The following is a 23,193-nucleotide window of genomic DNA, read 5'->3' on the forward strand; positions in this document are numbered from 1 at the left end:
GGCGCTTCAGATCCCGTCCGCCCGCAGTTGCAGGTCCAGACCGGGCGCGGCGCCCTCAGTGTGTCGTTAGTCCCAGTAATACCCCTGGGGGTATAGAGGTATCCTTGACGTACAGCGGGGCAGCCCGACGGTACCGATTGCGTTGGAGGACTTGATGAAGATTGTGGTGGTTGGCGGGGTCGCTGCGGGGGCGTCAGTTGCAGCGCGAGCGCGAAGGCTCGATGAGGACGCTGAGATTATTCTTTTCGAACGCGGCCATCACGTCTCGTTCGCGAACTGCGGATTGCCGTATCACATCGGCAACGTCATCAAGGACCGCGAACGGCTGTTGGTGCAAACCCCAGAATCGCTCCGGGAGCTTCTCGACATCGACGCCCGCATCGCCCACGAGGTCACCTCGATCGACCCGGCCGCGAAAACTGTCACCGTCAAGGACGTTGACACGGGTGAGCAGTACACGGAGGCGTACGACGCTCTCGCGTTGTGCCCGGGGGCGAACGCCGTGCACATCCCGATCCCCGGAATCGATGCTCCGCAGGTTCGGGTCCTGCGCCGCATAGGCGACATGGATAAGATCAAGGCCCTCGTCGATCGAGAAACCGAGCAGGCCGCCCGCGGCGAACGCGGTGCCATGCGCGCGGTAGTCGTCGGCGCGGGCTACATAGGTCTGGAGATGGCAGAAAGCTTGCACCACCGGGGCGTGCAGGTGACCGTCGTCGAGGCCGCGGACCAGATCCTGCCGCCGGTCGACCGAGAGATAGCCACTCCGGTCATGAACCACCTGCGCACGCGGGGAATAGACGTGCGCGTCGGCGCCTCGGCGGCCGCCATCGCGCAGCAGGCGGATGGGTCCGTGAAGGTGGAGCTTTCCACCAATGCCTTCATCGACGCCGACCTGGTCATCATGTCCGTCGGCGTACGCCCGGCAACCGAACTTGCGAAGGCAGCAGGTCTGGAACTTGGCCCACACGGCGGGATCAAGGTGGATGACCACATGCGCACGTCCGATCCCTCAATTTGGGCGGCGGGTGACGCGGTGGAGACCCCGCACCCGGTTCTGCCCGGAACATACCTCACGCCGTTGGCCGGGCCTGCCAACCGTCAAGGCCGAATCGTTGCGGACAACATTTGCGGCCGCGACAGCGTGTACACCTTCACGCAGGGGACATCCGTGGTCAAGGTGTTCGACATGGTTGCCGGGGGCACGGGCGCCACTGAAAGGCAGCTCAAGGCTGCGGGAATCGCATACCGCGCGGCGCATGTTCACCCCTCCGGTCACGCGGGTTATTACCCCGGGACCGCCATGATGCACCTCAAGGTGCTGTTCGACCCCGAGACGGGGCGCGTCCTGGGCGGCCAGGCGTCCGGATTCGATGGCGTTGACAAACGCCTCGATGTGCTCGCGATGGCGGTGCGGGAGAAACTCACCGTATTCGACCTCGAAGAGGTCGAACTCGCATACGCTCCGCCCTTCGGATCCGCCAAGGATCCCGTCAACATGGCCGGATTCGTGGCCTCCAACACCATCCGCGGTGACATCAAGCTCTGGTACCCCCAGGAGTTCCCGGCGGCCACGGAGGGCGCGCGAATCGTCGACGTCCGCACCCCGCAAGAGTACGAACTTTGGCACATCCCCGGGGCGGTCAATGTCCCCATCGGTGAATTCCGGGAACGGTCGCGCGACTGGGACAAGAACGTGCCCGTTCGCCTGTATTGCGCGGTGGGGTTCCGATCGTATTTGGCGGAACGCATCCTCGACCAACGCGGGTTCGCGGACGCCCGCACGCTGTCGGGCGGCGCAAACACCTTCCGTGCCTGGCACGAGGTGGAAATGGAGGGAGCGGCGCCGCAGGCCCCGGCGGTCTCGTACCCCGCGGCCGGTGCCGCATTCGCCCCAAAGCAAGAAGCGGGAAAGCTGATTGAACTGGACTGCACCGGATTGGCCTGCCCTGGGCCGATTATGAAGATGTCCAAGGCCGTGGACGACCTCAAACCGGGCGACCAGATCTCGGTTACGGTCTCGGACCCTGGATTCGCCCACGACGGCCCGGCCTGGGCCGCGGCAAACGGGCACACGGTCACGGGCCTGACACCGCAGGGCGCGGGCTACCACATGGACCTCACGGTGGGCGGTGGCCCGGGTGGAGTGGGCCTCGTCGACAATTCCGGTCGCGACGGAATGTCGTTCGTTGTATTCAGCGGTGACCTGGACAAGGTGTTGGCGGCATTCATCATCGCCAATGGCGCATTGGCCATGGGCAAACCGGTGCGCATGTTCTTCACGTTCTGGGGTTTGAACGCACTGCGGAAACCCGGAGTCAAGACCGCCGACAAATCGGCCCTCGATAAGCTGTTCGGAGCGATGATGCCGGCCGGGCCCGGGGCCCTCAAGCTAAGCCAGATGAACATGGCGGGCGCCGGAACGGCGATGATCAAAAAGGTCATGAAGGACCACGACGTGGCGCCCCTGCCGCAGCTCATCGAGAGCGCCATGGAGCGTGGCGCCGAGATGACCGCGTGCACCATGACGATGGATCTGCTGGGCATCCGCGCGGCTGAACTCGTCGATGGCGTCAAACTCGGAGGGGTGGCCTCGTTCATCGCGGCCAGCGACGCGAGCGCCAGCACTTTGTTCATCTAGGGCCGATTGCCGTGCGCGCGGCCGTATCCTGAAGATGTGTCGTTACACCATGCGCACCGGTTCAATTCGGACAACTATTCGGGCATCCATCCGCAGGTGGCGGCGGCGATCGCCGACGCCAACGCGGGCCACGCGGCGGGTTACGGCGATGACCCGTGGACGCGGCACCTGGAGGCCGTCGTCGCGGATCACTTTGGTGCTGCGGCGGCGGCCTTTCCCGTGCTCACCGGGACCGGCGCGAACGTGGTCGCCCTGGGCGCGATCTTGCCCCGCTGGGGGTCGGTGGTCACTGCGGCATCATCGCACCTGAACGTCGACGAGAACGCGGCGCCCGAACGGCTGCTCGGCGTGAAATTGCTGACGGTTCCCACCCCCGACGGCAAGTTGCGGCCGGCGGACCTGGATGTTTACGCCGGTGACCGCGGCGATCCCCACCGCGCCCAACCGCTCGCGATCTCTATCGCGCAACCCACCGAGCTGGGAACGGCCTACTCGCTCGGCGAACTGCGGGAACTGTGCTCTCGCGCGCATGAGCTGGGCATGGCGGTGCACATGGACGGCGCGCGCCTGGCGAATGCGGCCGTAGCGTTGGGTGCGTCGCTGCGCCAGATGACGACGGATGCGGGCGTCGATGTCTTGTCGCTGGGGGCGACCAAGAACGGCGGGATGGTCGGCGAATGCGTGGTGATCTTGCACGCGGACGCGGGTCGCGGCACCGAATTTGTGCGCAAGTACACCGGGCAGCTCGCCTCGAAGATGAGGTTCGTCTCTGCCCAACTCGTTGCGCTGTTTGGGACCGAGCTGTGGCGCAGCAATGCAGCGAACGCGAACGCACGCGCCGCCCAACTGCGCCGCGGAATCGAGCGGGTGATCGACGCGCACCCGGATGCCGGTATCCGATTGACGCAACGCTCCGATACCAACGCCGTGTTCGTCGTGCTTCCCGCGCGCATTCGCGAACCGCTGCGCGCCCGATTCGGCTTCTATGACTGGGACGCTCGCGGCGGCGAGGTGCGGTTGATGTGCTCGTTCGACACCTCGGAACAAATCGTGGACGAGTTCACCGCCGCCCTCGCGGCGGCAGCCGGCGACTGACGGTCCCCGCAGGGTTCGCCAAGGGGTGGGCGGGAATTAACCATCCATTTGGGTGCGGTTCGCCTGCGCATGTGAGCGTGGCCAACGCCCGGCGACAATGACCGGGTCGCGCTCGCAGGAGCGCGGCACCCCGTCTCGGAGGTTTCATGCCCTCGCAACAGTCCCCTCGCGCTGCGCGCCTTGCAGCTGCCTCGATCGTCACCGCTGCGCTCGGCCTCTCGGTCGTGACACCGGCAGCGAATGCGGCGCCCGGCGCCGATGTGCCCGTATTGCCCCAGGCCGTTTCCAGTGCCACCTCACCGGCCGCGGATGCTTTCGTGTGGACGTCGCCGCAGGCCACCGACGCGTTCCACCGTTTGGCGACCTACCCGGTCTACACGAACCGACCCGCGGGCGAGGATCCCGCAACCGCAACCGTCGCGGAGATTTCTTCGGTGTCCGCTGATGGCAAGACCCTTGTCTACACGGATGCTCTAGCAAAACGGATCGGGTTTGTGGACCTGACCGATCCGTCGGCACCTGTCGGGCTGGGCGCCTTGAGCCTGACCTCCCTCGGTGATGCGGAAGACGAACCGACGTCGGTCGCCGTGATTGGTGATTACGTCATGGTCGTCGTCAACACCTCCGAGTCGTACGCAAATCCGTCCGGTCGCGTCGACGTGGTGAGCCTCGCCACCCGTCAGAGGGTGAGCAGCATTGAGCTCGGCGGGCAGCCCGATTCCATCGCCGTTACCCCCGACCACACACGCGCCGTGATCGCGATCGAAAACGAACGCGACGAAGAATTCAAGCCAGCCGGGGGCAAGAAGGGCGACCTGCCGCAGCTGCCCGCCGGGTACATTCAGGTCATCGACGCGGCCGGCGCGGATCCGGCGCAGTGGACTGCGACGAAGGTTTCCCTCGTGGACGAGCAGGGGGCGCCGATCCCGGCCATGCTAGCCGCGGGCCTCGACACGCCGCAGGACCCGGAACCCGAATACGTTTCGATTTCCCCGGACGGCAAGACCGCCGCGGTCACCCTGCAAGAAAACAATGGTGTGGTGCTAGTTGACATCGACGCCGCGAGCGTCAAGAGCGCGTTTTCGGTTGGCACCGCAACGGTGACGGGGATCGACACGAAGAAAGATGGGAACATCGATCAGACGAGTTCCATCTCGGACATCGCCCGCGAACCCGATGCGGTTGCGTGGATTGATGATTCACACATCGCCACGGCCAACGAAGGCGACTGGAAAGGTGGCACTCGCGCGTGGTCGGTGTTTGACGTGACCGACGGTTCCGTGACCTGGGACGCGGGCAATAGCCTGGAGCGCTTGGCGGTGCGGACCGGACTGCACAACGAGGACAGGGCGGCGAAGAAGGGCGTCGAGATCGAGGGCCTGTCGGTGGCGACCCTGGGTGGCAAGCGCTACGCCTTCGTGGGCTCCGAACGATCGAACTTTGTCGCCGTCTACAACGTGGACGACGCCAGCAACCCGGTGTTCATCCAGATCCTTGCGGTGACCAACGGTCCTGAAGGAATACTGCCCATACCGTCGCGGAACCTGCTGGTCGTTTCGTCCGAGGTTGACGACGCTTCCGCGGGTGTGCGCTCCAGCGTCAACGTTTTCGGGTACGGAGCCGCGTTCGCGGGCGGCGCGGGGGCACCGCAATTCCCGTCGGTGGTTTCCGCGAACGATGCCCAGGGCAATCCGATCGGTTGGACGGCGCTTGGTGCGCTGAGCACCGACCCTGTCGACGCCGACTACCTGTGGACCGCGGCGGATTCGGCCATGTCCCCGTCCAAGATATTCCACGTCAACGTGGCGGCCGACCCCGCGGTTATTGACGGCGCCATCGCGGTGACCGAAGCGGGCGAGCCGATCGGCTTGGACATCGAGGGGGTCTTTGCGCGGCCGCAGGGCGGGTTCTGGCTCGGTGTTGAGGGCGCGACCGGCGACAAGAACCAGATCGTGCGGGTCGACGCGGCCGGCGAGATTCAGGAGCAGATTTCGCTTCCCGAGGGCACTGCCTCGAACATGGGGAAGTGGGGAATCGAAGGCGTCACCGCGACCTGGGATCGAACCGGCGAACACGTCTACTTCGTCCTACAGCGTGGTGTGGGCAAGACGGGCTCCGCAACTGCAGCAACAATTGGACGGTACGACGTTTCGGACAAGACGTTCCACTGGTTCAGCTACCCGCTTGAGTCGGCCACGACCGCGGGTGACTGGATGGGCGTATCTGAGATTACTGCGCTGGGCCACTCGCGGTTCGCGATCATCGAACGCGACAAGCTGAACGGCCCGGCCGCCTCCGTGAAGCGCGTATACATCGTCACGCTGCCGACACCCGGATCGCAAGAGGATGCGCCCGCGGCCGATGCGGTGGAAGATGCGACTGCACTTGAAAAGACGCTGCTGGTAGATGCGCTGCCCATGCTGCGCGCGACGGCGGGATGGACACAAGAAAAACTTGAAGGGCTGACCGTCGGGTTGGATGGAATTCTGTACGCGGTCACCGATAACGACGGCGTCAAAGACGCGACGGGGGAAACCCAGTTGCTGCGCCTCGGTGCCATCGACGGGTTGCTTGCCGCGACGCAGAGCGACGGCTCGGCTGGTTCCGATGGTGGTTCGGACGGTGGTTCCGATGGTGGTTCGAACGGTGGTTCGGACGGCGCAGGCACCCCGGCGCCCGTGACGTACACCGTTGCCGCTGCGGCCACGGCGGCCACGGTCGGGAAGCGGGCCGTCGTCACGGTCCAGGTCGGTTCATCCGTGGCGGGAGCAATCAACGGGACTGCGTCCGTGCGGCGCGGCGCCGCCGAATTGGCCAGTGGAAGGTTGGTTGAGGGGGGCGCGGAACTCGTCCTTCCAAGTAACCTCACTGCGGGAACGCATCGCCTCACGGTGGTCGTCGGGGTGGCGGGGGCCGCGAAATCGGCATCCGTGGCGCTCTCCGTGCGGGTCGCCAAGGCCGCCGCGAAGGTTCGCGTTACTAAGGTCGCGAAGGTCAAGCGAGGCAAGCGCGCGCGAATCACGGTGTCAGTCGCGGGCGTCGGTGGGGTCAGGCCGACGGGCAAGGTAACCGTGGCTGTGGGGGGCAAGAAGGTCGGGGCAGCGAAGATGAGTGTTGGCGCGGGTGCGCGAGCTGTTGTGGCTGTCACGACCAAAAAGTTGCGGAAGGGCGGAAAAGTGACCGCCGTATACGGGGGTGACCGGAACTATCTGGGAGCAAGCGCGACGAAGAAAAAGTAGCGTCACTGCGCACTGGGGTCGCTGGGCGCGGTTGTTGCTGGGGGTCGCTGGGCGCGGTTGTTGCTGGGGGTCGCTGGGCGCGGCTGTTGATCAGGTCGCGCCCGGCGATCCCCTTTGCGTAAATTGCTCGCGAATGGGCGGGTGATAACTCCGTCATTGGCTTAATTGCGCTTGTGGGAATCATGTATTCCACGTAAGGTCAACCTCGATACGACAACGTTGTCAGTTCGTCTTGGGGACAAGGCCGTCCCCGGGGCTACCGTTCGCAGACCCACCGGTCAGCGATGCCATCGAGAGGTGCAAGGATGCGTCTGAAGAGATTAGTTTCCGGGATAGCGATAGCGGCATGTGGGTCGCTTGCGATACCGCTAGCCCTTGCCAGTTCGCCAGCGGTGGCGGTCACCGCAGGGGGTGATTCACTCTCCGGCGGCCGGCCGGGACTCGCGCAGCAGGCCACACTCGGTGACATCCTCGACGCGAGTTACGCCTCGCTGTCGGATCGTGTGACTGCGTCTGGCTTCGCGCCAACATCAGTAAACGGCGGCTACACCGGCATGTTTATTCGTGATTCTTCGATACAGGCGATGGCTATGCAGGCGGCGGGTGAGCCCGACAAAGCGCGCGACGTTTTGCAGTACATTTCTTCGTACGGCCAGGTGAAGGGCGCCAACCGGGCTCCCAGGGTATTACCGAACGAGGCCTACTCAGTCGATAATTCCGTACCAGCTGACCCCTTCGCTGGTAGGGAAGGCCAATACCAGCTTCACGCGACTGCGCACACCGCTTTCAAACTGACCGATGGAAACAGAGTCGCCCAACCGTTCACCTTGCGCGACAACTATCTCGACACAGTGAAACTCATCATGTGGTCGTACTCCGGGCAGGAGGGAACGGTCCGGATTTCGGTTCGCACCAACTACGACGCCGCCGACGAGATCGCCTACACGGAGGTGAAGCGGACGGATCTCCCGGAGGAGAACGCTGACCAGTGGCAGACCTTCAAGCTTGAGACGATTCCTGGGAAGGAGAGCTACCTGCACGAGGGCGCCAAACTCTGGCTCGTCATGGAATCGACCAGCAGCCAGCGGTATGGCGTTACCGTCGCGAACAAGTCCATCAACCCGCCTGGATCACTGTATAACTGGGAATACGGTCGTTGGGAGGAAAAGGGGCACTCGGTTGCATTTGCAATAAACGACGTTCCCACCTCCGCCACCTCAGGTGCTCCGGTTCCAACAACGCAGGTTGCCACCGTCGGCGAATCGCAGGCCGTCACACAACAATTCGTTAGTTCAAACCCGCTCGGCGGTCTAACGCTCGCGTTGGCACGCGGAACCGGTGCCAGCGGTAACGTAGTCGTGAGTGTGAGCGATGGATCTGGCATCGAGCGTACTGCGACAATGGCCGCTAGCACATTGGGGACGTCGTCCGCGTGGAAGCAATTCACATTCCCCGCACTTGGTGTAAGGTCCGCGGACCGCAAGTATTCTGTGAAAATCAGCGCGCCGGCATCCGCGGCGGGTTCGGTGCTCGTCTACGGTGTCGCGGGTAAGGCCGCGAGCGTCCCGACCGCCATGTCAACCACTGCTAGCGCCTCGACGGTCGAAGGGGACGCGACGGCCGGGTTCCAGGCACAATCATTGGTCTACAGCGGTGAAGACATGGCCAACCAGCCGGATGGTAACTACATGTACATCCTGGCGTGGGCGCGATACATCAATGCCTTCCCGTACGACACGCAATTCATCGCCGAAACCTATCCCACGGTGTCCGCTTGGGCGAACTACTACTTGACGGACGAGTTCTGGAATACGGGCATCAATCCGACGACGGGCAAGCCTCTCAACCTCTTGTACAACCCAGAATTTGAGGGGTCGCGCAAGAATGTGCACCTACGCGGTTACGACATCATCACCAACGTCTTCGCGTCACAGGCGCTGAGCGAGCTGGCAGACGTCGCGGTCATCGCAGGTGAGGACGCGTCCACCATTGAGGGTTGGCGTGAGTGGTCCGCCGAGATAGCGAAGGGAATCAACGACAACCTGGTCGTAACGCGCGACGTCGAAGGCGTCTCGAAGCAGATCTACCGTGAGATGTACTGGCTGCCGGATGGCGAGACCAACACCAAGAATAATTCGGCACTGAAGCGGTGGGACGGGTTCAACTGGGCGAACTTTGCCCCCGTTGCCGCAGACTGGGCCGGCATCGACCGCGCAGTCATGGCCAATACCTACGAAGCGTATTTGGACGGAGGGTCGTACACATGGCCGGCTAAAGGCGGCAAGGGACCGTGGTTGATGTTGCAGGCATGCACACGGAACCTGGGGCCGGATCCGGAGGGCGCAACGTGCAACTTCGATGTTGAGGTGATCGGCAAGGGCCTTGGCTGGGAGTTCGCTTGGGTCAAGGAATACGGCGGTGAAGTCGAAAGCATGCGACTTCCCGTGCTCGCGGACTTTGTTGAGGCGCACACGGGATCGAACAATCTCTTGCAAGAGTCGTTCCTGCTCGATCGTGAAAAGGATCCGGGCAACCAGGAGCAGACTGCCTGGTGGGTGTGGGGAATGCTTCGCGCGTACCCAAGGTCGCAGCAAATCATGGGGCAAGAGCCCGCAGTTCGCGGCATCGCCGAGGTAGGGAAGACACTGACCGCAGATGCCGGTGAGTGGTCACCGAGTGACGTGGAGCTGTCCTATCAGTGGTACGCGAACGGTACCGCCATCTACGGCCAGACGGCGTCGACCCTGGTCGTGCCGGATAGCGTGTTGGGGAAAAAGATCACGGTGCGAGTTTCGGGTAGCAAGCCTGGATACGACAGGGTTCTTATCGAATCGGTGCAGACCGCGGCGGTCGTGGAGGCCGGGACTACTCCGGTCGATCCGGTCGACGCGCAGGTGAAGCTCGAGGCGAGCTCTACTGCTGTCAAGGAGGGGGCGTCGGTGGCTCTGCGCGTCGGCCTGGCGGAGCAGGCGACGGGGACGGTGGAGTTCTTCGACGGTGCGCAGTCGCTCGGATCTTTGCCGGTAGAGGGCGGGGCGGCCACTAAGCAGGTGACTGCTTTGAGCGTTGGCACGCACGTTTTCACCGCGAAGTACAGCGGTGACGAGGCCTACCTGGCCGCCACGACCGAATCCGTGAGTGTGGTGGTTGCGGCGAACCCGGTCGCGCACGTAACGCTCGGCACGCCGAAGTTCCTCACGTCGAGTCAACCTTTCAACGCGGTCACTGCGCGACGCGCGCAGGTGAGCGTAACCGTGAAGGGAACGCTCGCGGGCGCGGTGGAGTTTACGGCTAACGGAAAGGTGCTCGGCCGAGCTGGCATCGTGCGATCGGGTACCGAAGGCGTCGCGACACTGCTCCTTCCCGCGAAGCTCGCGGTGGGTAACTACTCGCGGCTGACGGCGCGTCTGGTATCAGGCTCAACAACCGTGGTATCTGCGGCGGGTGAGCAGACTTTCACTGTGGTGAAGGCCTCCACAAAGAAGGTCAAGGTGAAGGCGAAGAAGTTTGCACGCGGTACCAACCCGAAGATCAAGGTCACGGTTACCAAACTCTCGAACGGGCGCGTCGCAACGGGCAAACTGCTTGTTCGCATTGGAGGGAAGACCGTCAAGACGGTAAAAATCAACGCGAAGAAGAAGGGGAAAGTTTCATTCCGACTCAAGAAGAAGTACTTCAAGTCGGTTAAGGTGCGTGTCCGGTTCGTCCCGAAGTCGAAGGCGACGACCCTGGCCAAGTGGTCAAAACGGGTGACGCTGAAAGCGAAGTGATGTGAGGGGGTGCGGGACCCGCGGTGATCTGTTGGCGGTTCCCGTACCCCTGCGTGCGACCGGCAAAGGGGCGACCGGATGCTGGGCAGCTTTGCGAAACCGACCGGTTTGTATCGGCCAGCATTCGAGTCGTCGTCGGGTATAGTGGTTAGGTTGCCTCGGCGAGGGACGAGCGACGTGCCATTGTGCCGCGTCCGCAAGCACCACGGGAAACCCCGTGAGTGCCGTCCGTTATCGACAGGGCGAAGGCGCTGACGCGCCCGTCACCCGTCCCGCGCCTAGGCGATACGCCGACGTTCCCCACTGGCGATCGGCCCACGGAAGATCTCATCGGAGTAAAACAATGTCTACAATTCAGCTTTCGGCCGTCAAGCGCACCGAATTCGGTAAGGGTGCCGCGCGCCGCGCACGTCGCGCCAACCAGACCCCCGCCGTCCTGTACGGCCACGGTTCGGACCCCATTCACATCGCACTGCCCGCGCACGACACCCTGATGGCGCTCAAGCACCACAACGCGCTCTTCGAGCTCGACATCGAGGGCGACAAGCAGCTCGCCATCGCCAAGGAAGTTCAGCGCAACCCGATCCGCGACACGATCGTCCACGTCGACTTCTTGATCGTCAAGCGCGGCGAGAAGATCGACGTCGATGTCGAACTGGTCATTGTCGGCGAGGCCGCTCCCGCCACCATGGTTCTGCTCGACGCGCAGACCATCTCGATTGCGGCAGAGGCCACCCACCTCCCCAGCTCTATTGAGGTTGACGTCACCGGTTTGGAGGCGGGACAGCACGTCACCGCGGGCGACCTGAGCCTGCCCACCGGCGCGGAGCTCGTTACCGAAGCGGACACCGTTGTCGTGACCGTTTCCGAAGAGACCGTCGAAGAGGAAGCTCCCGCTGCGGATGAAGCGGCTGGCGCCGAAGAGGCCCCGGAGGCCTGATATTTCCTACCCGGCAGCCGCCCGTGTTCACCGTGCATCGTGCGGAGGGCAGGGGTGGCTGTTGGTGTCTCCGGCGCCGCACGCACAATGCCGGCACGCGGGCGCACGGCGCCGCCCGCGCGGTCCAGTAACCCACATCAGCTAGGTCGTATTCATGTCAGATTCCCCATGGCTCATCGTCGGGCTCGGCAACCCCGGACCGCAGTACGCGCACAACCGGCACAACGTCGGGCAGATGGTCCTGGACGAGGTAGCAAGCCGCGCAAGCGGCGTCTTTGGCGCGCATCGCGCGAACGCCAAGGTTGCCCTGGTGCGCCTTGGGATGGGGCCAGGGGGAGTGCCCGGGCCTAAGGCAGTGTTAGCGAAGCCCTCGTCCTTCATGAACACTTCGGGCGGCCCCGTGTCTGCCTTGGCGAAATACTTCCAAATCCCAGCCGATCGCATCATCGTTGTGCACGACGAGTTGGACATACCCTTCCAGGCGATCCGCGCGAAGATCGGTGGCGGCGAAGGCGGCCACAACGGCCTGCGCGACATCTCAAAGGCGCTTGACACAAAGGACTACCTGCGCCTGCGCGTTGGCATCGGTAGGCCTCCGGGCCGCATGGACGTGGCCGACTTTGTCCTGAAAGACTTCGGTGCGACCGAGCGCAAGGAACTGCCATTCCTGATTTCTGATGCGGCCGACGCGGTTGAAATGCTTGTCGCGGAAGGCCTTGTTGCCACCCAACAGAAATACCATTCGAAGGACTCATGAATCTCACCGGCCTGCTCAACACCCTTGCTGAGACGCCCGAGTTCGGTGACATAGCTCAAGCCGGCGCCCGGCGGCTGGCCGCCGACATCATTGGGCCGGCCGGCGTGCGCGCCCCCGTGCTCGCGCACCTCAGTAGGCAAGCGCCGGTCGTGGCGATCACGGCCACGGGTAAGGAGGCCGACGAGCTCGCCGCCGCCCTTCGCTGCTACCTCCCGGACGATGATGTCGCCGTTCTGCCCGCGTGGGAGACGCTGCCGCACGAACGCCTTTCCCCAAGGTCCGACACGGTTGCGACCCGGCTTGCGGTGTTCCGCCGCCTGACCCACCCGGAGCCGGACGGTATGGCCCGGGCGATCCGCGCCCTGGTGATGCCGGCCCGCGCGCTCTTGCAACCAGTCGTAGCTGGGCTGGGGGAGCTGGTTCCGGTGGCAGCCCGCCAGGGGCAGAGCGCCGACATGGATGAGCTTGTCCAGGCCCTGGTCGATGCCGCCTACACGCGAGTCGACATGGTCGAGCGACGCGGTGAGATCGCGGTGCGCGGCGGCATCCTCGACGTCTTTCCCCCCACCGAAGACCATCCGTTGCGCCTCGAATTCTTCGGTGACGACATCGAAGAAATCCGCTACTTTTCGGTGGCCGACCAGCGTTCGCTAGAAATCGCTCAACACGGGCTTTGGGCGCCGCCGTGCCGCGAGCTGCTACTAAACGACGCGGTTCGCGCCCGCGCGGCCGCGCTCGCCGACGCGTTGCCCGCCGCCCGCGACATGCTGGAACGGATCGCTGAGGGAATAGCCGTTGAAGGCATGGAGTCGCTGACGCCGGTGCTGGTCGATGCGATGGTTCCGGTGCTCTCGATGGTCGACTCCGGTTCGGTCATCGTCGCCTGCGATCCGGAGCGGGTGCGCCGCCGCGCAAGTGACCTGGTCGCCACGACCCAAGAGTTCCTGGCGGCAGCCTGGTCCAGCGCTGCGGCTGGCGGGAAGGTCCCCCTCGATCTTTCGGCGGCCTCGTTCTTGGAACTGGCGCAGGTGCAGGGACTTGCAGGGCACCGGGAGTTGCCGTGGTGGACCATCGGGCCCTTTGGCGGCGGCGTGGAGGACGACGAGGCCGCGGGCACGCCCGCTACGGCGGCGGGCCGTGAGGTCATCCGTGTTAGCGCCCGCGAACTAGGGACCTTCCACGGCGACGTCGCCAAGGCGCTCGATACGATCCGCGCGCATCAGCGTGACGGGTGGGTGCTGGTCGCGACCACGCAAGGCGCGGGCCCCGCCCGGCGCATGGTCGAACAACTCTCGCAGGCCGACACGCCCGCCCGCATGGTCACCGAAATCGCGGGCGACCTGGAGAGCGGGATCGTACACGTTGTGCCGGCGCTTGCCGGGCCCGGATTCGCTTCCGACCAGCACCGCCTCGCGGTCTTCAGCGAATCGGATATTACGGGGCGCGCGGTTGCCGGAACGCGGGATATGTCGAAGCTTGCGGCCCGGCGGCGCAACACGGTCGACCCGTTGCAGCTCAAGGTCGGCGACTTTGTGGTCCACGAACAACACGGTGTGGGCCGGTACGTGGAGTTGGTGCAGCGCACCGCGGGCAAGGGCGACTCGGCTACAACGCGCGAGTACCTGGTCATCGAGTACGCGCCATCGCGCCGCGGGCAACCGGGCGACCGGCTCTTTGTCCCCACCGACAAGCTGGACCAAATCACGCGCTACGTCGGCGGCGAGGCGCCCACGCTGTCGAAGATGGGCGGCGCGGATTGGGCAAAGACCAAGACCCGCGCCCGCAAGCACGTCAAGGAAATCGCGAGCGAGCTGATTCGTTTGTATTCGGCGCGCATGGCGACGCAGGGCTTCGCGTTTTCGCCGGATACGCCCTGGCAGCGCGAGCTGGAGGATGCGTTCCCTTACATCGAAACCCCCGATCAGCTAGTCACGATTGACGAGGTCAAGGCCGACATGGAGAAGTCGGTGCCCATGGATCGGCTGATCTGCGGGGATGTCGGATACGGCAAGACGGAGGTGGCGGTGCGCGCGGCGTTCAAGGCCGTGCAGGATGGCAAGCAGGTTGCGGTATTGGTTCCGACCACGCTCCTGGCGCAGCAACACTTGGAGACCTTCACTGAGAGGTACGCGGGTTTCCCCGTGTCGGTCAAGGGGCTGTCCCGCTTCCAAAGCGCCAAGGAGTCCCAAGAGGTCTTAGACGGGCTGGCCGATGGGACCGTTGACGTTGTTATCGGTACGCACCGATTGCTGACGGGATCCGTCCAGTTCAAGCAGCTGGGTCTGGTCATCGTAGATGAGGAGCAGCGCTTCGGGGTGGAGCACAAGGAAACGCTGAAGGCGCTGCGCACGAACGTGGACGTGCTGGCCATGTCGGCGACCCCGATTCCGCGCACGTTGGAGATGGCGGTCACCGGTATCCGCGAAATGTCAACGCTGGCGACGCCGCCGGAGGAACGCCACCCGGTGCTCACCTACGTCGGCGCGTACGAGGACAAGCAGATCGGCGCGGCCGTGCGCCGCGAGTTGCTGCGCGAGGGGCAGGTCTTTTACGTCCACAACCGGGTCGAATCGATCGATCGCGCGGCGGCTCGCATCCAGTCGCTTGTGCCCGAGGCTCGCATCGCCGTAGCTCACGGAAAGATGGGTGAGAAGCAGCTCGACCACGTCATCAGGGATTTTTGGGAAAAGAAATTCGACGTCTTGGTGTGCACCACGATTGTTGAGACCGGCTTGGACATTTCCAATGCCAACACGTTGATCGTCGAACGCGCCGATGTCTTTGGGCTGTCGCAGCTGCACCAGTTGCGCGGGCGGGTCGGGCGCGGGCGCGATCGCGCGTACGCGTACTTCCTCTATCCGCCGGAAAAGCCGCTGACCGAAACTGCCCACGATCGCCTTGCCACCATCGCGGCGAACACGGATCTGGGTGCGGGCATGCAGATCGCGATGAAGGACCTGGAGATTCGCGGCGCGGGAAACCTGCTCGGCGGGGAACAATCGGGGCATATCGAGGGCGTCGGCTTCGACCTGTACGTGCGCATGGTGGGCGAGGCGGTCGCCGCGTTTAGGGGTGACGCCACGCAAGAGCAGGCGGAAGTCACGGTCGAGTTGCCCATAGATGCCCACATCCCGCACGACTACGTCAATGGCGAAAGGCTCCGGCTCGAGGCGTACCGCAAGCTCGCGGAGGTTGCGACCCCGGCGGCCATGGACGAGATTCGCGCCGAGCTGGTGGACCGCTACGGGCCGTTGCCAAAGCCGGTCGGCAACCTATTCGCGGTCGCGGAATTCAGGCTGCTGGCGCGGCGCTACGGGCTCAGCGAGGTCGTGGTGCAGGGCAATTACGTGCGGCTCACGCACGTCGAATTGCCGGAATCTGCGGGCCTGCGGCTCAAGCGGCTATATCCGGGAACGATCATTAAACCCGCCGTGCGCACGCTCATGGTGCCCTACCCGAAGCAAAAGAAGATCGGCGGCGGCCCCATCGTCGGCCTGGAGCTTTTGGCGTGGGCGAAGGAACTGATCGAGTCGATCATCCCGTTGCCAAGGTAGGGCGGCGTCGATACAAAGATTGCGCACAGGCGCCTTCAAGGGGCGGTTCAGAGCCAACCTCCACCATGGTTGTCATGGATTTCCTTAAAGGAGGAAGAATTATGAACGAGACCACCAAGCCCCAAGGCAGCGCCGCGGAAAACGGCCAAGGCGCCGGGGCGCCGGCCGAACAGGCCGCTACCGAGGCGGCGCAAACTCTGCCGCTGGACCCCGCTTCGACGCAGGCGTGGGCGGCGCCGGGTCCGGACGCCAACCCTGGCGCGCAGGCGGCCCCCCTAGCGAACCAAGCACCGGTCGCTCCGGGCGTGGCTGCGGCTCCTGGCGCTCTGGCATCGCAGCCACCCGCTGCGCCGGTCGCACCGGGACCCGGATACGTGGCGCCCGGTCCGGGCGCCACCCCGCCCGCTCCCGCGACCCCGCCGCTGGTGGCCTACCCCCATGGCAACGGATTCCTGGTCGTGCCTGTGGGGACCGTGCCCGCGCAGTCGTGGTGGACCAAGAAGCGGATCGCTTGGGCGGCGGCGATCGCGGCCCTTGCTTTGGTTGTCACGGCGGGGGCGACCGCGTGGATTACGACGGCGGTGGTTGGGAACGACGGTCCGCCCGGAGTCAGCGGGTCGCGGATGCCCGGTTCGGGCAGCGACGGCGGTAGCCAGGGTAATGGGCGCGGCGGCCCGGGTGGCTTCAACTTCGGTTCGGGTAGCGGTCAGTCACAAAGCGGTCAGGGTGACAGCGCTCAGGGGCAGGGCGACGCGGCGGACCAGGGCTCGTCGAGTTCGCAAAGCTCCTACCGGGCGGGCGTCTAAAACGCTGGGGGTGTGGGGGACGCCGGGACCGCGTCCCCCACACCCCCAGATCTGCGTATATGTGACCCTCACGGGACAAATGGTCCAGACTAATCTAAGGAAACTGCGCTATCGTGTGCTCTGACAACGATGTCAGGTAGGGCCTCGCAAACCCTGCCTCGACGATGAGATCGTGCCGTGGCGTTGGCGCCGCTGCACAGCCGAATCCCAGGGAGTGCCGTTCATGCGCAACCGAAGCCCACACGTGCGGCGAAAGCCGTTCAGCATCCTCCTCGCGACCGTCGCGGCTGGCGCCGTGGCGGTGACCGGAGGCGTCGCCGCAGCCCCGACGGCTCTTGCGGCGTCTCTTGATCAGACCGCGTGGCATAGTTCCTTCGACTCGACCGCCGATCCGACTGGTTTCAAGACTTCGGTTGCCGACGGCACCTACACTAACCTTTCCGGCAAGAGCTTCTCGAAGGGATCGCTCAGCGGTTTCATCGCCGAGGCGAAGGCCAGCACGGAACCAAACAGCGGCGAATCCTCCGCGAAGCTTTACGACGGCGACCCCGAGACGAAGTGGTTCGGTGGATCGTCCTCCGCGTGGGTGCAATACAAGCTCTCGCAGGCCAAGACGGCGACCAAGTACATTCTTGCCCTCGCCAACGACGCGACGGGCCGCAACCCCAAGAACTGGACACTTGAGGGGTCAAGCGATGGCAACTCGTGGACCACGCTCGACACCCAGAGCAACCAACTCGGGACGGAAGGCGGAGCGCCCAGCTACTTCACGCGCCACGAGTTCACGATTCCATCCGGTGCACGCGGCAGCTATACCTACTACCGGTTGAATGTCACCGCAACGCACGGTGAGAGCGCGGTTCAGCTCGGCGAATTCGAGCTCATCGACGGCTCGTCGAATGAGGTGTACAAGCAGGGCAACTGGAACACCTACAAATCGAGTGGCCCGCGCGACAGCCGTGTGGCCAAGACCGGCGTGGGATTCACGGGCTCCGGCTCGCTCGAATACAAGGGCTTCGACACCGCCGATGGTGCTGCCAAGGGCACCAACGTGCTGTATTCGGATCTTGACCTCGAAATCGGGACGCAGACGGAACTGAGCTACAAAATCTTCCCGACGCTGGACGAGCTCTCCCTCGACTATTCATCAACCTACGTCGCGGTGGATGTGGAATACACGGACGCCGATGGCAGCAACACCAAGCGCATGTCGACTACCGCGGGGCTTACCGATCAGTACGGTTTCGGGGTTTCCGCTGCCGAGCAGGGCGCTGCCAAGACGCTCTACGGCCGTCAGTGGAACTCCGTGCGGGTGGATCTGTCTTCGCTGCAGGGCAAGCGCGTCAAGCGCATCTTGCTCACGTACGACAACCCGCAGGGCACCAACGACGCCGAAGCGTGGGGGTGGATCGACGACATCAAGCTGGCAAAGGCGACACCGATCGACAGCTCGTCCTACACCAACTACGTCGACACCCGCCGCGGCACCAACTCGAATGGCGCATTTTCGCGCGGGAACAACTACCCGGCCGTCGCGGTGCCCAACGGATTCAACTTCGTGACCCCGCTGACCCAGGGCGGATCGCGCGACGACCTGTACAAGTACCAGGAATCCAACAATGGTGACAACCGGCCACGTTTGCAAGGAATCGGGCTATCGCACGAACCGAGCCGGTGGATCACCGACCGTAACCAGTTGCAGGTGATGCCTTCGACCACCTCGGATTCGACCCCGAACGGTGACTTGGTGGCGCGCGAACTGTCGTTCAGCCACGACAACGAGGTGGCGCAGCCGGACGAGTACTCCGTCGACTTCGACAACGGGATCAAGGCAAAGACGACGGCGACATCGCACGCGGTCATCTTCAACTTCACGTTCCCGGCAGGGGCGGCCTCCCGCACAGTGTTCTTGGACAAGGTGTGGGACAACGCGAGCTTCACAATCGGCGACAACAACACCTTCACCGGGTGGATGGACGGTTCGACGGCCGGGGCGACCCGCATGTTCGTATACGGCCAATTCAGTTCCGCCGTCACTAAATCCGGCACGGCGGCGAACCGCTCCAGCGCTAAGTACTTCCAGTTCAACAGCGATACGGTCGAACTTCGCTTGGCCACCTCGATGATCTCTGTCGACCAGGCAAAGAAGAACTTCAACCTTGAGATCGCCGGGAAGTCGTACCAGGACGTGCAAACCGCCGCGCAGAGCAAATGGGACGAGCGGCTCGGCGTCATTGACGTCACGGGCGCGACCGATGTCGAAAAAGTGAACCTGTACTCGAACCTGTACCGCCTCAACCTGTTCCCCAACGAACAACACGAGAACACGGGAACGGCTGAAGCGCCCGTGTGGAAGTACGCAAGCCCCGTCAACGCTGGCTCCGGCAGCGCCTCCGACACGCAGACCAACGCCCCGATCAAATCCGGCAAGATGTACGTCAACAACGGGTTCTGGGACACCTACCGCACCGCGTGGCCGATGTACAGCTACCTCTACCCCGATGTCGCGGCGGAACTCACCGACGGATTCGTCAACCAGTACGAGGACGGCGGCTGGATCGCCAGGTGGTCGGCTCCCGGGTACGACAACCAGATGACCGGGACAAGCTCGGACGCATCGTTTGCCGATGCGTACATTCAGGGCGATCTGACGACTGCCGAAGCCGAAAAGGCCTACGAAGCAGCACTGAAGAATGCGACGGCGTTGAACTCGTCCAATGTCAAGAGCGATGGAAACTACGACGCCGACCGCGTCGGGCGCAAATCGCTGTCGACGTCCATCTTCCTCGGCTACACCCCGGCATCGCAGGACCAGTCCGTGTCGTGGGGGCTGGAGGGCCTGATTAACGACTACGCGATCGGCAAGATGGCCGAAAAGCTATCGCAGAACGTGACCGACAGCGCCAAGAAGAAGCGGTACGCCGAGGAAGCGAGCTACTTCCTGACGCGCGCCGAGAGCTACGTGAACCTGTTCGATTCGACGGTCGGCGATCCCGACGACTCCAACACGCCGCTGGGTTTCTTCACGGCGCGTGACACTGACGGCTCATGGATCATGAAGGCTGGATCGTACAACCTGTCGAACACCACAACGGTCTACAACCCTGAAGACTGGAACGCCGGCAACGGCACCCGGTACAACAACCACACGTACACCGAGACGGACGGCTGGAACTTCGCGTTCCACGCCCCCTATGACGTGGACGGATTGGCGTCGTTGTACGGCGGGAAGGACGGGCTGGTCCAGAAGCTCAACACGTTCTTCTCCACCCCGGAAAAGGCAGCGACCCGCAAGATCCACGAAACATACGAGGCGCGCGACGTCCGCATGGGACAGTGGGGCGCATCCAACCAAGTTTCCTTCCACATTCCTTACCTCTACGCTGCAGCGGGTAACCCCGCGGGCACCCAAAAGGTAGTGCGTGAGGCGATGAGCCGGTTGTATGTCGGTTCCGAAATCGGTCAGGGATACCCCGGCGATGAGGACAACGGCGCTATGGCTTCGTGGTACGTGTTCTCGGCACTTGGCTTCTACCCGCTCGCGGTCGGTTCGGGGCAGTACGTCATAGGCTCGCCCCTGTACGACAAGGTGACAATCTCGCCGCTGGGCACGACCGACAGCCTGACGATCACGGCGAACAACAACAGCCACGACAACATCTACATCCAGTCGGCGAAGCTCGACGGCAGCGATCTGAAGACGGCCACGGTCGACCAGTCGCAGCTGACCCGCGGAACGCACACGCTGACGTTCCAGATGGGGTCCACCGCCTCGAGCTGGGGCGAAACTTCGCTTGCGGCAGCAAGCCCGACACCAGCCGTCGATGTCGCAAAGCAGGACTATGCGTCAACGTCTGTTGCGGGTCTAGCTAACGCGAAGGCGTTGACTGACGACAACTCGACGACCGAGGCCTCGCTGCCTGCGGCCGCATCGGACATCGTTGTTTCAGCGCTTACACCGTCCACGCTGACCGAATACACCATTACGAACAGCAAGTCGGGCGCTGACCCGACGGACTGGACGTTGTATGGGAAGTCGGCCGACGATAAGTGGGTAAAGCTCGACGAGCGCTCCGGCCAATCGTTCGAATGGCGCACCCAAACGCGCCCATTCGCTATCGAGAATGCCGGGATCTACAGCGAATACAAGTTGAGCGTCACTGCAACGACCGGCGGTGGTGCAACGATCGCCGAGCTCGAACTGCTGTCTAACAAGACAACCGATACGCAGGGCGAACTCAAGGTCACGGCTGCCTCGCAGCTGTCCGCTGGCACTGGGAGCGAATTCACTGGGGTACTTGCGGGTGTAAGCGGAGTCGCACCGCAGGCAACTGTCGACTACGGCAGTGGCGCGGTCGACGCGACCGTGACTGCGCTGAGGTCGGGGGGCTATGCGATCTCGGCACCTACAACGTTCGAAAAGCCGGGTCTCTACACGGCGACAGTGAACGTGACGTCTGGTACCCAGACGGCTACCGTCAAGGTAAATATCTCGGTGGAACAGTTCTCGCTTGCGCAGAGCGTGGCGGCCGCCGCGAACGTCGCCTGCTTCTCCGAGGTGGGCATTGGCGGAAGCTGTGACGGTCAGGGCTATGCCTACAACAAGGCTGCTGTTACCGAAGCGGGCGTGACGTTCGGGACGGAACAGACAGTCAAGATCGCTGGCGTTGACTATTACTACACACTCCCAGATGTTGCCTCGGGGCAGGCCGACACTATGACCGGGCTGGGGCAGACTGTTAGCGGGTATGTGAATCCAGATGCGACGAAGATCTCTGTCCTTGGCTCCGCAAATGAGGGCGCACAAGCGATGATGATCTATCTCAACTTCACTGACGGCACTACACAGGCCGTCCGGGTTGGGGTTAGTGACTGGGTTGGTGGCGTTACAGATCTGCAAGAACAGAACACGCTAGTGTTCAACGCACCAGGCAGGCTAGCTGGAACCGGTACAGAATCGACCGTGAAGAACGCGGGTGTCTTTGCCACCGCGCCGGTTGCGATCGACAAGGATTCGAGCGGCAAGGTTAAGACGATCAAGAGCATCTCGCTTGAAAACCAGGGCACCGATGTGCGCGCAGGCAAGGCCCACATCATGGCCTTCGCGTTCGACGCGTCCGCGGCCTCCACCCTGGTGGCGAACGCGGTGACCGAGCCGGCAACGGCCGGGGCGGGACAGTCCCAGACGCTTACCCTGGCGACGACGAGCGGAGGCACCGGGTCCGTCGCAGCGAACATCAACTGGGGCGACGGGTCCCCGATCGAAGCCGCGACAATCTCGGGCGGCACGGTTACGGGGACCCACACCTACACGGCGAAGGGTACCTACACCGTGACCACGACGGTCTACGACGCAGCGGGGGCAACGACCTACACAAGGATTGTCACCGTGGAGGGTAAGGATGCTTCCACCACCGTCCTCACCGCGTCTGCGAGCCAGGTTGAGGCAGGCGGGCAGGTCACGCTCGTCGCGGTCGTAGCCCCGGCAACGGCGACCGGAAAGGTCGAGTTCTTCCAGGCGGGTGCCTCGCTGGGCGCCGTCGACCTGGAAGGCGGCTCGGCAGCGAAGACGGTCACCTTGGCCAATCCCGGTACGCAGACCTTCACGGCTAAGTATCTGGGCGACGACAATGTCCTAGAATCCTCATCGCAATCCGTCGGGGTCGTCGTGACGCCAAAGGATAACGGCGGTGGCGACAACGGCGGCGGTGACAACGGCGGCGGTGACAATGGCGGCGACAACGCCGGTCAGACGATCACCGTTTCCAAGCCGGTGATCGTGCGCGGAACCCAGGTTTACGGCGCGAGCGCCGCGAAGCGCGCCGCGCTCAGCGTGACGGTGAAGAATGCGAGCACCGGCACGGTGGAGTTCCGGGTCGGCAGCCGTTCCCTGGGAACGGTCAAGCTGGCCGCTGACGGCAAGAACGCGAGCGCAAAGCTCACGCTGCCCGCCAAGCTCCCCGTCGGGTCGTACGTCGGCATCATTGCCGTCGTCAAGACAGCCAAGGGAACTGTGGTCTCTGACCCGACCACGGCCAAGATAACCGTCACCAAGGCCAAGCTCGCCAAGGTGAAGGTGAAGGGGAAGAAGTTCAAGAAGGGAACCAAACCAAAGGTCAAGATCACCTTGGGTAGGCTGTCGAACGGTGCTCGCCCGGTCGGAAAGATCAAGATCAAGGTGGGTAAGAAGGTCGTTCGCACGGTTACGATCACGGCGAAGAAGAACGGTAAGGTCACCGTGAAGCTTCCCAAGAAGTACAGCAAGACGATCAAGGTGAAGGCTACATTCGTCCCGAAATCGAAGAGCACGGTTGCGGGCAAGTCGAGCAAGGCCACCAAGGTCAAGGTTCGTAAGTAGCTCATATCGTGAGAAGGCGGGCGGGGTCCGGAA

The 23,193-nt window shown here is 63.7% G+C and carries 9 protein-coding genes; all 9 read left to right on the forward strand.

Annotated elements, in window-relative coordinates; translation table 11 throughout:
* Nucleotides 1-154 precede the first annotated feature (154 nt).
* Complete coding sequence (locus FB389_RS08200) at nucleotides 155-2,641, forward strand: FAD-dependent oxidoreductase (protein ID WP_142112626.1); 2,487 nt, start codon at nucleotides 155-157, stop codon at nucleotides 2,639-2,641.
* A 36-nt stretch (nucleotides 2,642-2,677) separates the two neighbouring features.
* A complete protein-coding gene (locus FB389_RS08205; RefSeq protein ID WP_142112628.1) occupies nucleotides 2,678-3,736 on the forward strand; it encodes a threonine aldolase family protein in 1,059 nt (352 codons plus the stop codon).
* Between the two features lie 146 nt (nucleotides 3,737-3,882).
* Nucleotides 3,883-6,975, forward strand: coding sequence for an esterase-like activity of phytase family protein (locus tag FB389_RS08210; protein ID WP_142112630.1), 3,093 nt, complete (start codon nucleotides 3,883-3,885; stop codon nucleotides 6,973-6,975).
* A 305-nt stretch (nucleotides 6,976-7,280) separates the two neighbouring features.
* Complete coding sequence (locus tag FB389_RS08215) at nucleotides 7,281-10,745, forward strand: Ig-like domain repeat protein (protein ID WP_170207938.1); 3,465 nt, start codon at nucleotides 7,281-7,283, stop codon at nucleotides 10,743-10,745.
* 343 nt (nucleotides 10,746-11,088) lie between these two features.
* Nucleotides 11,089-11,685, forward strand: coding sequence for a 50S ribosomal protein L25/general stress protein Ctc (locus FB389_RS08220; RefSeq protein WP_142112634.1), 597 nt, complete (start codon nucleotides 11,089-11,091; stop codon nucleotides 11,683-11,685).
* A gap of 154 nt (nucleotides 11,686-11,839) precedes the next feature.
* Nucleotides 11,840-12,442, forward strand: coding sequence for an aminoacyl-tRNA hydrolase (gene pth, locus FB389_RS08225; protein ID WP_142112636.1), 603 nt, complete (start codon nucleotides 11,840-11,842; stop codon nucleotides 12,440-12,442).
* The gene (gene mfd / locus FB389_RS08230) at nucleotides 12,439-15,996 is read left to right on the forward strand and encodes a transcription-repair coupling factor (protein WP_142112638.1); all 3,558 of its coding nucleotides are present in this window, start codon (nucleotides 12,439-12,441) and stop codon (nucleotides 15,994-15,996) included. The genes pth and mfd overlap by 4 nt, the downstream gene beginning before the upstream one ends.
* Before the next feature lie 101 nt (nucleotides 15,997-16,097).
* Entirely contained in the window at nucleotides 16,098-16,802 is a 705-nt protein-coding gene (locus tag FB389_RS08235) for a hypothetical protein (RefSeq protein ID WP_142112640.1), read from the forward strand.
* A gap of 223 nt (nucleotides 16,803-17,025) precedes the next feature.
* Nucleotides 17,026-23,160: a GH92 family glycosyl hydrolase gene (locus FB389_RS08240; protein ID WP_142112642.1), complete on the forward strand. Its 6,135-nt coding sequence runs from the start codon at nucleotides 17,026-17,028 to the stop codon at nucleotides 23,158-23,160.
* Nucleotides 23,161-23,193 lie beyond the last annotated feature (33 nt).

It is taken from the genome of Rarobacter incanus (genome assembly GCF_006715765.1).
GTDB classification, from domain to species: Bacteria; Actinomycetota; Actinomycetes; order Actinomycetales; family Cellulomonadaceae; genus Rarobacter; species Rarobacter incanus.

Coding starts and splice junctions, on each gene's coding strand:
- FB389_RS08200 (WP_142112626.1), top strand. CDS start 155: ATGAAGATTGTGGTGGTTGGCGGGGTCGCTGCGGGGGCGTCAGTTGCA.
- FB389_RS08210 (WP_142112630.1), top strand. CDS start 3,883: ATGCCCTCGCAACAGTCCCCTCGCGCTGCGCGCCTTGCAGCTGCCTCG.
- FB389_RS08215 (WP_170207938.1), top strand. CDS start 7,281: ATGCGTCTGAAGAGATTAGTTTCCGGGATAGCGATAGCGGCATGTGGG.
- FB389_RS08220 (WP_142112634.1), top strand. CDS start 11,089: ATGTCTACAATTCAGCTTTCGGCCGTCAAGCGCACCGAATTCGGTAAG.
- pth (WP_142112636.1), top strand. CDS start 11,840: ATGTCAGATTCCCCATGGCTCATCGTCGGGCTCGGCAACCCCGGACCG.
- mfd (WP_142112638.1), top strand. CDS start 12,439: ATGAATCTCACCGGCCTGCTCAACACCCTTGCTGAGACGCCCGAGTTC.
- FB389_RS08235 (WP_142112640.1), top strand. CDS start 16,098: ATGAACGAGACCACCAAGCCCCAAGGCAGCGCCGCGGAAAACGGCCAA.
- FB389_RS08240 (WP_142112642.1), top strand. CDS start 17,026: ATGCGCAACCGAAGCCCACACGTGCGGCGAAAGCCGTTCAGCATCCTC.